The sequence below is a fragment of the Vibrio sp. MA40-2 genome (genome assembly GCF_047302445.1).
In the GTDB taxonomy this organism is placed as follows: domain Bacteria; phylum Pseudomonadota; class Gammaproteobacteria; order Enterobacterales; family Vibrionaceae; genus Vibrio.
Map to the genome: position 1 here is coordinate 1,402,333 of NZ_CP178628.1, position 11,799 is coordinate 1,414,131.

The following is an 11,799-nucleotide window of genomic DNA, read 5'->3' on the forward strand; positions in this document are numbered from 1 at the left end:
TCGGGGATTATGACAATGGCAGAGAATCAATACTACGGCACTGGTCGTCGCAAAAGCTCAGCTGCTCGTGTTTTCATTAAACCAGGCAGTGGTAACATCGTAATCAACAAGCGTAGCCTTGATGTTTACTTTGGTCGTGAAACTTCTCGTATGGTTGTTCGTCAACCACTTGAGTTAGTTGAAATGTTAGAAAAACTGGATCTATACATTACTGTTAAAGGTGGTGGTATTTCTGGTCAAGCTGGTGCGATCCGTCACGGTATCACTCGTGCTCTTATGGAGTATGACGAAACACTACGTCCAGCGTTACGTGCTGCGGGTTATGTAACTCGTGATGCTCGTAAAGTTGAGCGTAAGAAAGTCGGTCTACGTAAAGCACGTCGTCGCCCACAATTTTCAAAGCGTTAATATTCTTTCAGAATATGACGTTCTGGCTTATGCTAGATTGTGGAATAAAAAGCTCGGTTTATACCGAGCTTTTTTGTACTTAAAATATACTCTTGTACTTAAGATATAGGTTTGAATTAAAATATAGGTTTGCATAATGTTTTCTAAGGTCAATGTTATCTGAGCACCATGCTTTCTGGCATTAGCCTCAAGATATTCATTGTTTTTTCTCAATAGAAAATATTGTTGAAGCACTGTATTTTCCTGAGAACGTAATGATGGGTAGCTAGATCTTGAATCTATTCACTTTTTTGTGAAGTAATAAGCGAATTTTTGTTATAGATATTAACAAAAGGAGCGAATTTACTTATCATGTACTGTTATAAATACAATAATCTTAATTTCTGTTAGCCGTGCTCTTCTCAATACCTTAAAAATAAGGAAGGGCAAATGGGAGATATGCTGGATATGAGCAATGCGCCTTTAAACAGTGGACGTAGGCGCTTCTTAACTGCAACAACAGCCGTTGTTGGTGGTTTTGGAGCTGCAGCCGTAGCTGTTCCTTTTATTAAATCTTGGAACCCAAGTGAAAAAGCAAAAGCAGCGGGAGCTCCCGTTGAAGTCGATATTAGTAAACTTGAAGAAGGACAAATGGTCCGCGTTGAATGGCGTGGTAAACCTGTCTGGGTAGTTCGACGTGCTGAATCTATTGTTAATGCGTTGAAAGATGCTGACAATCAACTAGTGGATCCTTCATCAACTGAAGAACAACAGCCAGCTTATGCTCAAAATGAGTATCGCTCAATTAAACCAGAGTATTTTATTGCGGTAGGGATATGTACTCACCTTGGTTGTTCACCCACCTATTTACCTGACAGTTTTAGTGAGCAAGTTAAGGGAGTGAGTTCGGGCTTCTTTTGTCCGTGTCATGGTTCTAAATTTGATATGGCTGGACGTGTATTTCAAGGCGTACCTGCGCCATATAATTTGGTGATACCAAAGCACATGTATCTGAGTGATAGCAGAGTGATTATTGGTGTCGATGAAGAAGGAGAAGCCTAATGCAAGCTTTAGCAGAATGGTTTGAAAAGCGTCTGCCTTCTATAAATGCGTATAAAAAGCATTTATCAGAATATCCGATGCCTAAAAACTTTAATTTTTGGTACTTGTTTGGTTCGTTAGCCATGTTGGTGTTGGTGAATCAATTAGTCACAGGTATCTGGTTAACAATGAGTTACGAACCGTCGGGAGATGGTGCATTTGCTTCTGTTGAATACATCATGCGTGATGTAGATTACGGTTGGTTACTACGCTATATGCACTCGACGGGGGCATCGGCATTCTTTATTGTTATCTATATGCATATGTTCCGTGGCTTTATTTACGGTTCATATCAAAAACCACGCGAGCTAGTGTGGGTTTTCGGCATGTTGATTTTCCTTGTATTAATGGCTGAAGCATTCATGGGGTACTTACTTCCTTGGGGGCAAATGTCCTATTGGGGAGCTCAGGTTATTATCTCTTTGTTCGGTGCTATTCCGGTTATAGGTGATGACTTAACGCTTTGGATCCGTGGTGACTATGTTATCTCTGGCGCAACATTGAATCGTTTCTTCGCGCTTCATGTTATTGCTTTACCAATCGTCTTACTTCTACTAGTTGTTTTGCACCTTCTAGCTTTACATGAAGTGGGTTCGAATAACCCGGATGGTATTGACACGAAATTACCGAAAGGCAGCATGGGAGAAGATTATGAAAGTTCGTTTAAATTCCATGAATATTACACCAAGAAATACGACATCATTGATTCAATACCATTCCATCCTTATGGTACGGTAAAAGATTTTATTGGTATTGCTGGTTTCTTATTCTTATTCTGTTATGTGTTGTTTTTCAATCCAGAGATGGGTGGTTACTTCCTTGAGCCACCAAACTTCGAAGCCGCTAACCCTCTTAAAACACCAGAGCATATTGCCCCGGTATGGTATTTCACACCATTTTACGCAATTCTCCGCGCGGTACCTGATAAGCTATTAGGTGTTGTCGCGATGGGTGGAGCTATAGTGGTATTGTTCCTTTTACCGTGGTTAGATCGTTGTAAAGTTCGTTCATACCGTTATCGCAGTAAGTTACATCTGCTTAATATCGTTCAGTTTACGATAAGCTTTATTGCCCTTGGTATTCTGGGAGCCTTGCCTGTAACCGAATTGTATACATTACTGGCGCGTATTTTCTCTCTCGGATATTTCATGTTTTTCGTATTACTGTTTGTGTACAGTAAAAATGAAGCAACTAAACCATTACCAGAAAGGGTGACATTCAAATGAAGAAGTGGATTGTAGTACTTTTTGCATTGTTACCATCTCTAGCTTTTGCGAGTGGTAGCAGTGTTCATTTAGATCAAGCAAATAACGACATCAGCGATAAGGCCTCATTGCAAAATGGTGCTAAGTTATTCATGAATTACTGCTTTGCGTGCCACTCGACGCAGTATCAACGCTATCAACGTGTTGCGAATGACTTAGATATTCCATTGGACTTGATGAAAGAGCACTTGATTTTTAACCCTGATACCAAGGTCGGTGAGCTGATGGAAAATGCCATTCCTGATGACTCTGCGGCTAAATGGTTTGGTGCTCCACCACCAGATTTAACACTGGTTGCTCGCGTACGTGGTGCTGATTGGTTATATACTTACTTGCGCTCATTTTATGCAGACCCATCAAGACCATTTGGTGTAAACAATATTGTTTTCCCAAGTGTTGGTATGCCACATGTTCTAGAAGAGTTACAAGGTATCCCTACACCAATTTTTGAGACACATATGATTGATGGTGTTGAAAAACAAGTTGTGGTTGGAACATCAACTGATGGGAGTGGTGAGTTAAGCACATCTGAATATGATAATGCGGTGCGTGATATCGTTAACTTCTTAGCCTATTCGGGCGACCCTGTTAAACTAGAGCGTCAAGCATTAGGTTGGTGGGTAATGGGATTCTTAGTAATATTCACTATCGTGGTAATTTTCTTGAAGAAAGAGTATTGGCGCGACGTGCACTAAATATGCTATAATGTCATGCTAATTTTATGTAATGGAGGCGGTTAGCCTCCATTTTTTTCTGTTTGTAAGTGCACTGGAGGGCTCGATGGCTGTAGCTGCCAATAAACGTTCTGTTATGACTCTTTTTTCAAGCGCATCTGATTTATATAGTCATCAGGTCCGTATCGTTTTAGCTGAAAAAGGGGTAAGTGTTGAAGTTGAGTTGGTCGATGATGCCAATTTACCTAATGAACTAATCGAACTAAACCCGTATAAATCAGTACCCACTTTGATTGATCGCGAGCTTGCTCTTTATGACTCGAAGATCATTATGGAATACTTGGATGAGCGTTTCCCTCACCCGCCATTGATGCCGGTTTACCCTGTTGCTCGTGGTAATACTCGTTTGATGATTTATCGTATTGAGCGTAATTGGTATTCATTAGCTAAGAAAATTATTGAAGGTAACCCTGAACAAGCTGAATCAGCTCGTCAAAAGTTACGCAATGATCTTCTTACATTAGGACCTGTATTCGCTGAATATGAATATTTTATGAGCGAAGAGTTTAGCTTAATTGATTGCTATTTAGCCCCTCTTTTATGGCGTTTACCTACTTACGGTATTGAACTTACTGGTCCAGGTTCTAAAGAGCTTAAAATTTATATGAGCCGTGTTTTTGAGCGCGATTCGTTTTTAGCTTCTTTAACTGAAGCTGAACGTGAGATGCGTTTAGTACGTTAATTGGGCCAGAGTTGATATGGATAGTAGCAAAATGACTCCACGTCGCCCCTATGTGCTAAGAGCATTTTATGAATGGCTGGTGGATAATGAACTAACCCCTCATTTGGTAGTTGAAGCCGATTTACCTGGTGTACGAGTACCAGAGCAGTTTGTTCAAGATGGACAAATTATTCTCAACGTCGCACCAAGAGCGGTAGGCAATCTGGAATTGGGTAACGAAGCGGTAACATTTAGTGCTCGTTTCAGTGGTAAGCCACATTCAGTTATCGTCCCTATTTATGCTGTACAAGCTATTTATGCTAGAGAAAATGGTGCTGGTACAATGTTTGAACCTGAAGAAGGTTACGACAGTGAGTTTGATCAAAGCATAGAAATAGAAGATGAAGATCCGGATTTAGAGGCGACTCCTATTATAGGGTTAGCCGAAAGTTATGACGGTGATATAGAACCGGATGATGAGCCTCCAACTCCTCCAAAAGGTCGTCCAAGTCTGAAGGTTGTTAAATAATATAACTTTTAATAATCAAGAAAAAAGCCGCTGTAGACGCGGCTTTTTTTATCTGAAAATTTAGATTCACTCACGCATCGAACCTTATTCTTCAATAGGAACAATATAAGGTATGTCTTCCTCTATTACATCATTACTATCCGTTTTGTCAGCTTGAATACTACTTGAAGTTGGCAGTGTGGTTTTGTTTTCAGAAGATGTGTTATTCGATAATATTTCACCTTGCTGCTGTTGTTGTATTCTTTGCGCTTTAGGATCATCACCATAATAGAAAGCTCTAATAACGCGAGTCACTCCAGAGATATTACGGGCTATCTCTACCGCTTTATCGGCATGATAAGGTGATAAAGCCCCCACAAGAAACACCTCTGTATCTTCCGTATAAACGGTAATTTTAATTTCTCTTAATTCGTTATCGGCAAGCAAGGCTGATTTTACCTTAGTTGTTATCCATGTATCTTTGCTTATTGCACCGATAGAGAGAAGAGGTTTCACTTTCATTTGGTTATAAACTACTTTTACGCCAGTAATTTTACGAACATCGGTTTCCACTTGATCTAAATAGTCTTGTGAAACTGCTTGTCCCATAAGTAGTACATTCCCTCTAAAGGTATTGGCTGTTACCCTAACATTAAATTGATAAGGCGATTTGTTACCTAATGCACCCACTTGCAAAGATACATTTTGATCGTTGGCAAGTTCTGAGCTACTTCTAGGATCGGTAACGACGTAAACAGCGGTGGCCGCTCCAGCAATAAAAAGACCAGCACAACCAGACATTGAACTAACGAGTACACAAATAATTAAAATGCGTAGTTTTTTCATATATACAACTACTCCTCATGAGCTGGAAACAGAACTTGATCAATTAGATCACATAAGCAGTGCAACGTAACCATATGTACTTCGTGAATACGAGCGGTACGATGAGATGGAATACGAATTTCGACATCGTGTTCTCCTAGTAAACCCGCCATTTCGCCACCATCTTTTCCTGTTAGCGCGATAATGGTCATATCTCTTGTTACCGCTGCCTCCATTGCTTTAACTATGTTTTGACTGTTACCACTGGTTGAAATAGCCAGTAATATATCGCCAGCTTGCCCAAAGGCTTTGACTTGCTTAGCAAATATTTGTCTATAATCATAATCATTGGCAACTGCAGTCAGTGTCGTATTATCAGCCGTTAAAGCCATCGCGGGTAAGCTTGGGCGTTCGGTCTCAAAGTGATTGAGAAGGCAGGATACGAATTGTTGTGCGTTAGCTGCTGAGCCTCCGTTACCACAACACAAAATTTTATTACCGTTGAGCAAAGTGGATACCATGGCTTGAGCCGCATGAGTTATACTATCGGGTAACGCCTCGGCCGCGGCTATTTGAATTTGAATACTTTCGGTAAAGCTTGCTTTAATACTTTCATGCATGGTGACGTTAATCCTGGGTAATCGCGTTTTTAATCCAATTAATACCGTTACCAGTTTGGTTAATGGCAACAACATCAAATCTAAAACAGGTTAATTGGGCCGGATAGCCTTTTTTATTAAGCCATATAAAGGCTGTTTTGATAAGTTTTTGGCGCTTGCTATGTGTAACAAATTCTTCAGCGTAGCCAAACTGGTTTTTTTTTCGGTATTTAACTTCAACAAAAACAATGGCTTCTTTATCTTGCATAATCAAGTCTATTTCGCCAAATTTAGTCGTAAAATTACGCTCAATTAAAGACAATCCTTGACGAATAAGGTACTTATTCGCCAAGGATTCGTATTGATTGCCAACGGCTCTTTTACTAAAGAGCATTATGCTCCGCCCAGCTTAATTCCCTTTGAACGACACAGTTTTCATCAATACTAAGTTCACCAGTTTGTCCTGCCACTTTGTGGCCTTGAATCACTTTCATTTGTGGTAATTCGTTGATCAGCTTATAAGCATCCATACCTAGAGCTTGTAAACGTTTTTGAGCGTTATTTTGATTAGGCCAAATTTCATCAACTTGTTGATTTGATTTGTTATCGCTATCAATCAGCATCGGAATATCACTGAAGACCACGCCTGATAAATCTTCAAATTGTCGTTGACTGCCATTATTACTTCGCGAACTTGCAAACAGTTTAGGCGGTTTTACTTCTGGATTAATTGCCACTTCTATAAAAGGCTTTATCAGGGTTAGTTCCGAGCTTTTCGATATGATATACATAGAATCAATATCTCTACGGCTTCTAGCTTGATGCTCTAGCTGCATTCCAACTAAATTTTCCATTTGTGCGATTCGACTTTGACTCTCTTTTATACCTAAAACAGTGTTGATATCTTGCTGTAGTTGAGCTGTGGTTCCAAAGTAACTCACTACTGCTTGAGTATTGCTATATTTTTTCCATTCATTTTGGAAGGCAGTGGCGACACGTCCACCTAATGAACCTTTGGGTGCTAAAATTAATGGAAACTTAAACCCTTGAGCAAATAGGTATTTTGCGGCTTGCTCAACTTCTTGCTCTGGAGATAATGTTAAATAACAAATGTCTGAATTAGTATTAATCTCGTTAGGGAAATTAAGTGCAAGTATTGGAATAGGGTCAACTTTGCTTGCTTGTAGTGCGATTATGGCTTCAATTTTATCTTTTATCAGTGGTCCAACAATAAAATCAATTTGTTTGCTGTTCAGAATTTGGTCAATTTCTGCATTGGTTGTCTTGTTGGTGTCAATAATAGAAAGAGTGGCATCTTCATTGCGTTCAGGATCATTCATTAATGACATTAAAAAACCATCACGAACCAATTTTGCTTGTGTTTCATATCTACCCGATATCGGCAGCAACAAAGCAGTGTTTTGGGGTTGAATAATATCCAGATCGAGAATAGCTTGAATCTCACTAGGTAAATACGTGGCAGCTAAATGTGTTGGGTTATCGACTAACCATGTTTCTAATGCACTTTTTAACTGTGGGATATTAGTATTAAGCGTCTTCATGTAGATAGCGAGTTGCAGCCATCCTTGCAAATCGACTTCGCTATCCAAGGGAGAGAAGCTATTTATCTCATATTGTGAGTATTGAGATAAATTCTGCCAAATATTTTCAGCCAATTTGGCAGGTTGATCTTGAGGATCTAATTGGTTGATAACGATATATTCGCGACTAGCATCAAGATGATTTTTTTGTTGAGTAAGCAGCACAGCACGCAGTTGATGATAATCTTTCCACTGCGGTACAGGCAGTTTCCACCATTGAGGGAAGTTAAGCTGCTCCAGAGCGATTGTTGGCTGACCTTGAGCAATAAAATATTTGGCTTTGGCCAATATTAGCTCAGCCTGTTGCTGTTCGGATAGTTGCTGCTTTTCTAGACGCATAATTAAAAGATTGCTACGCTCTAAATCACCTTCTTGGATCGCTGCTTTTAGCGCCATAATAAGCCAGTCGTTTTGAATACTGCCTTGTAGTGAATCCGCTTTGACGGTATAAGCTTGTGCCGACAAAGTAGGATCAGTCGTGATATCAACATTATTAGAAACGTTAGGTTGAGAAGAACACGCTGCAAGAGTAATTGCTAGTGCAATTGAAGTTACAAGGCGTGTTACACTTATCTGCTGCTGGTTCTTTCTAGCCATAAATTTTATTCAACTATGTGTAAAATTATCTCTATATTAATCGCTGAAGTGATGGTAAACAAATGACAGATAACAAAACTTTTCCGTCAGAGATCCCAACTCTCTACATTGTACCCACCCCAATTGGAAATTTGGGGGATATAACTCAGCGAGCCATCGAGGTTTTATCCTGTGTGGATGTCATTGCTGCTGAAGACACTCGACATACAGGAAAGTTACTCGCTCACTTTAATATTTCAACTAAAACTATTGCATTACATGACCATAATGAACAACAAAAAGCTCAAATGCTAGTTGAAAGATTACTGAAAGGACAAACAATAGCACTTGTTTCGGATGCAGGAACCCCCCTTATTAGCGATCCAGGATATCATTTAGTTAATCAATGTCGTCAAGCGGGTGTAAAAGTTGTGCCTCTTCCTGGTGCTTGTGCTTTCGTTACTGCATTGAGTGCATCTGGTTTACCGTCTGATCGTTTTAGTTTTGAAGGTTTTCTTCCTGCTAAAAGCAAAGGGCGTCAAGATAAGTTTAAAGAAATTGAACGAGCAGAACGTACTTGTATTTTTTATGAATCACCTCACCGCATCATGGATTCATTGCAAGATATGTTGATAGTATTAGGCCCCGATCGACAAGTCGTATTAGCTCGTGAGTTGACGAAAACATTTGAAACCATACAAGGTATGCCTTTGGCCGATCTTATCCCATGGATAGAAGAAGACTCTAATCGCAAAAGAGGCGAAATGGTTTTGTTGATCCATGGTTATAGAGAGCAGGTTAAGGATGAAGTCCCGCTTGAGGCAATTCGTCTGATTAAAGCACTGGTTGCAGAATTACCGTTAAAAAAAGCAGCCGCAATAGCGGCTCAGCTACATGGGTTAAAAAAGAATGATCTCTATAAATGGGGTTTAGAGAATTTAAATTCATAGTGAATATTTTTACCGAGTATAGAGTTAAGTGTACGCTTAGAGTAAATAGATACGCTATTGCTCGACATCTCTAATGGCTTCCGCTACAATCCGCGCCGGAGTTGACTGGGTAGTCGCTGCTTCGTTGATGTCCTACGGTTTATCCTGTGGAGACTGACGAAGGGGAGGAAAGTCCGGGCTCCATAGAGCAGGGTGCCAGGTAACGCCTGGGGGGCGCAAGCCCACGACAAGTGCAGCAGAGAGAAGACCGCCGATGACAATACTTTTCGCAAGAAGAGGTTGAACAGGTAAGGGTGAAAGGGTGTGGTAAGAGCGCACCGTGCGTCTGGCAACAGTTCGTAGCAAGGTAAACTCCACCCGGAGCAAGACCAAATAGGCTTCCACATAGCGCGGCTCGTGTTAGGGAGCGGGTAGGTTGCTTGAGCCAGTGAGCGATTGCTGGCCTAGACGAATGGCTATCACCGCGCAAGCGGATACAGAACCCGGCTTACAAGTCGACTCCACCTATTGGTAAATAAAAAAGCCTCGCATTATGCGAGGCTTTTTTATGATTTTTATCATTGCTCAACTAGCAAAATTGAATGATTCTTTACTCAGTATTTTTTTTGCTGTCTATAATTTGTTGGATGCGTGGGTTGATCTTGTTGCCATGAGCTTGTTGGTATTCCTCTAACTTTAGGTCATTTAAATTTTTGACAGAATGCGGAGCAAGTGCTTTTGGCATCTCTGTTCTGAGTTTACCTTTTTCTTGCAACTTGGTGGCTTCAAGATAAAACTCTTTAAAGCGTCTGGCTAACTGAGATTGAGGTAATCGGCGTAATTCGAAACCTTTATTTTGTATAATCCATTTTTCTAACGGATTTTGTGGTTCTTTATTAATGACTCTCATTTGCGCATCCATTAGTTCAGAACCTGTTGGCTGACTTTTTAAAATTGTCAGCTCTCCCATTATAGGCGGCCAAGTTTCTCCTGCTTGCAAACGTTCACGACAATGTTGAATAATTCGCATCAGCTCTTCTTCTGTCAGGCTGTCAGCAAAGTCCAAAAATCGGCCAGTAGGACGACCACCATAGGATTTTATCCAAGTAGATTCATATATACTGAGTAACGTACCAAATACATAGTTACACCAATCACTAGGAAGGCGCTCAGCGTCATCTTTTATGGCCAATTTTTGTGGTACTTGGCGTGCTTGTTCTGCTATTTTTTTAGAGCGAGCAACAGAAGTTGTTCGAGGCGCTGGAGTTGTTCGAGAAGCCGACGTTGATCTCGGCGTAGAAGTTACCGGCGTATTTCTTGTGGTTTGATTTTCACTAAGGTGCTCAATGCCATTATCAATACCAAGTTCTCGTAATTTTCTTTCCATAGCGGAAAAATCAATATTTTTTGGTTTTTGGGGCTTTTTCATATTCTGATCCATAAACGGTATTGAGTGGCTTGGATATCGCTATCTTATGATTAAAAGTTAGGCTTTTTACCTTGTGCTCGCAAGTATTCTCTGAATTCTTCAGAAGGACTAAGCGCTTTCTTTTGCGTACTATTGCTTTGATAAGTCTGTTGCCTGCGTTCTTCTGCTTGCTTTCTGTTTGCGGCAGATTGTTTCTCATTGACGATCCAGTAGCGCAATTTATTGAGTAACTGAGTTTTGGAAATATATTCGTTTGCTCTGGATTTATAGTAAACCACAAATTTTTCCCAAAACAATACCGGATCGGTTTGTAATCCACCATGTAAAAGAGTTTGCTGTGCCCAATCGGGGAGAGCATTTTCATCAAGATCATGGGTTGATAAATAGCCTCCGCCATTGGCAGCTTTAGGTTGACTTGCATTACTGCGCTTAAAGGTAGTCGGTTTATCGCCAATAAACTCACTTAGACCACCTGCTTGTTTAGCATGATCTAACCAATTATCAAAATCGCGTTCAAGTCGAGTTAAGTTAGTGGTTTGAATATTATTTTCTCGAGCGAATTTTTGCCAAATAATTTCTCTACTTGCTGCTGGTATGTTGTAAAGTCCAAAAGAGCGGCTTGTCCAATGCGGTGCTGGAGATTGGTCGATTGGTTTTATTGTCGCAGGGGTGTTTTGTACCATCTCAGTTGGAGTGAATACTTGTAATTCAACCGTGCCAGAAAGTAACAGTTTGAAGTGATGAATTTCTTTTCCTGCTCGTCTTTCTACATGTGTTTTTTCAATCAAGCCTTGGTTAGCAATAGACATTAGTGCATTAGCTAGTCCAAACTCATTCGATAAACATTCCTCAGCGATACTGTTTAATTCAAATGAGACCATACCTTCATTATCAGCCATATCGGCTAACTTGAGTAATACCAACTTTTCATCGGCTGATTTTAGGGACTTTTCCCATGCGTAAAATGTGAATTTTGAACTCAAAAAATATCTCCTTTGCAACGTGCTGATTCTACCCTCTGAACCGAATATAAACAAACCAACATCTCTGCTTTTATTACTTGATAGTCTCACCGTTATGGTTGGATAACTAATCGACTTAATGAACTGCACGCTATGCTTATTTAATTATCGAGCAAGTATTGAAATGACATTATTTGAAGGTTTTTTCTAAGATTACACCAG

Annotated in this window: 12 protein-coding genes, 1 other RNA gene and 1 pseudogene; 8 read left to right on the forward strand and 6 right to left on the reverse strand. The window is 40.2% G+C overall.

Annotated elements, in window-relative coordinates:
- Window positions 1–15 precede the first annotated feature (15 nt).
- The 6 genes from rpsI (at window position 16) to sspB (ending at window position 4,677) form a co-directional block, all read left to right on the forward strand.
- The gene (gene rpsI / locus ACLKML_RS14040; RefSeq protein WP_413285829.1) at window positions 16–408 is read left to right on the forward strand and encodes a 30S ribosomal protein S9; all 393 of its coding nucleotides are present in this window, start codon (window positions 16–18) and stop codon (window positions 406–408) included.
- 447 nt (window positions 409–855) lie between these two features.
- On the forward strand, window positions 856–1,449 hold the full coding sequence (gene petA / locus ACLKML_RS14045; protein WP_413285888.1) for a ubiquinol-cytochrome c reductase iron-sulfur subunit: 594 nt from the start codon (window positions 856–858) through the stop codon (window positions 1,447–1,449).
- The gene (locus ACLKML_RS14050) at window positions 1,449–2,714 is read left to right on the forward strand and encodes a cytochrome b (RefSeq protein ID WP_413285830.1); all 1,266 of its coding nucleotides are present in this window, start codon (window positions 1,449–1,451) and stop codon (window positions 2,712–2,714) included. The genes petA and ACLKML_RS14050 overlap by 1 nt, the downstream gene beginning before the upstream one ends.
- A complete protein-coding gene (locus ACLKML_RS14055; protein ID WP_413285831.1) occupies window positions 2,711–3,448 on the forward strand; it encodes a cytochrome c1 in 738 nt (245 codons plus the stop codon). The genes ACLKML_RS14050 and ACLKML_RS14055 overlap by 4 nt, the downstream gene beginning before the upstream one ends.
- Window positions 3,449–3,533: 85 nt before the next feature.
- Window positions 3,534–4,169, forward strand: coding sequence for a stringent starvation protein SspA (gene sspA / locus ACLKML_RS14060; protein WP_413285832.1), 636 nt, complete (start codon window positions 3,534–3,536; stop codon window positions 4,167–4,169).
- Window positions 4,170–4,200: 31 nt separating this feature from the next.
- Window positions 4,201–4,677, forward strand: a complete 477-nt coding sequence (gene sspB, locus ACLKML_RS14065) for a ClpXP protease specificity-enhancing factor (RefSeq protein WP_413285889.1) — start codon at window positions 4,201–4,203, stop codon at window positions 4,675–4,677.
- Window positions 4,678–4,932: 255 nt separating this feature from the next.
- On the opposite strand, the pseudogene ACLKML_RS14070 reads toward sspB, so the two are convergent.
- From ACLKML_RS14070 to ACLKML_RS14085, 4 genes and pseudogenes are all read right to left on the reverse strand, one after another.
- Window positions 4,933–5,502 (reverse strand): annotated as a pseudogene (locus tag ACLKML_RS14070) (BON domain-containing protein); the annotation flags it as partial.
- Window positions 5,503–5,510: 8 nt separating this feature from the next.
- Window positions 5,511–6,101, reverse strand: coding sequence for a phosphoheptose isomerase (locus ACLKML_RS14075; RefSeq protein WP_413285833.1), 591 nt, complete (start codon window positions 6,099–6,101; stop codon window positions 5,511–5,513).
- A 7-nt stretch (window positions 6,102–6,108) separates the two neighbouring features.
- Window positions 6,109–6,477 carry a YraN family protein gene (locus ACLKML_RS14080; RefSeq protein WP_413285890.1) on the reverse strand — a complete coding sequence of 123 codons (369 nt, stop codon included), beginning with the start codon at window positions 6,475–6,477 and terminating at the stop codon, window positions 6,109–6,111.
- A complete protein-coding gene (locus tag ACLKML_RS14085; RefSeq protein WP_413285834.1) occupies window positions 6,464–8,278 on the reverse strand; it encodes a penicillin-binding protein activator in 1,815 nt (604 codons plus the stop codon). Before ACLKML_RS14085 ends, ACLKML_RS14080 begins: the two co-directional genes overlap by 14 nt.
- Window positions 8,279–8,340: 62 nt before the next feature.
- On the opposite strand from ACLKML_RS14085, the gene rsmI reads away from it, so the two are divergent.
- The gene (gene rsmI / locus ACLKML_RS14090; RefSeq protein ID WP_413285835.1) at window positions 8,341–9,207 is read left to right on the forward strand and encodes a 16S rRNA (cytidine(1402)-2'-O)-methyltransferase; all 867 of its coding nucleotides are present in this window, start codon (window positions 8,341–8,343) and stop codon (window positions 9,205–9,207) included.
- 97 nt (window positions 9,208–9,304) lie between these two features.
- An RNA gene (rnpB, locus tag ACLKML_RS14095) (RNase P RNA component class A) lies at window positions 9,305–9,713 on the forward strand.
- 83 nt (window positions 9,714–9,796) lie between these two features.
- Here the strand turns inward: rnpB and ACLKML_RS14100 are convergent.
- Together ACLKML_RS14100 and ACLKML_RS14105 are read right to left on the reverse strand one after the other, a co-directional pair.
- Complete coding sequence (locus tag ACLKML_RS14100) at window positions 9,797–10,615, reverse strand: hypothetical protein (protein ID WP_413285836.1); 819 nt, start codon at window positions 10,613–10,615, stop codon at window positions 9,797–9,799.
- A 50-nt stretch (window positions 10,616–10,665) separates the two neighbouring features.
- Window positions 10,666–11,598 (reverse strand): hypothetical protein, encoded by a 933-nt coding sequence (locus tag ACLKML_RS14105; protein WP_413285837.1) that lies wholly within the window; start codon window positions 11,596–11,598, stop codon window positions 10,666–10,668.
- Window positions 11,599–11,799: the final 201 nt, after the last annotated feature.

Bases quoted from the DNA above. Each gene is read 5' to 3' on its own strand.
- rpsI (WP_413285829.1), top strand. From the start codon at position 16: ATGGCAGAGAATCAATACTACGGCACTGGTCGTCGCAAAAGCTCAGCT.
- petA (WP_413285888.1), top strand. From the start codon at position 856: ATGAGCAATGCGCCTTTAAACAGTGGACGTAGGCGCTTCTTAACTGCA.
- ACLKML_RS14050 (WP_413285830.1), top strand. From the start codon at position 1,449: ATGCAAGCTTTAGCAGAATGGTTTGAAAAGCGTCTGCCTTCTATAAAT.
- ACLKML_RS14055 (WP_413285831.1), top strand. From the start codon at position 2,711: ATGAAGAAGTGGATTGTAGTACTTTTTGCATTGTTACCATCTCTAGCT.
- sspA (WP_413285832.1), top strand. From the start codon at position 3,534: ATGGCTGTAGCTGCCAATAAACGTTCTGTTATGACTCTTTTTTCAAGC.
- sspB (WP_413285889.1), top strand. From the start codon at position 4,201: ATGACTCCACGTCGCCCCTATGTGCTAAGAGCATTTTATGAATGGCTG.
- ACLKML_RS14075 (WP_413285833.1), bottom strand. From the start codon at position 6,101: ATGCATGAAAGTATTAAAGCAAGCTTTACCGAAAGTATTCAAATTCAA.
- ACLKML_RS14085 (WP_413285834.1), bottom strand. From the start codon at position 8,278: ATGGCTAGAAAGAACCAGCAGCAGATAAGTGTAACACGCCTTGTAACT.
- rsmI (WP_413285835.1), top strand. From the start codon at position 8,341: ATGACAGATAACAAAACTTTTCCGTCAGAGATCCCAACTCTCTACATT.
- ACLKML_RS14100 (WP_413285836.1), bottom strand. From the start codon at position 10,615: ATGAAAAAGCCCCAAAAACCAAAAAATATTGATTTTTCCGCTATGGAA.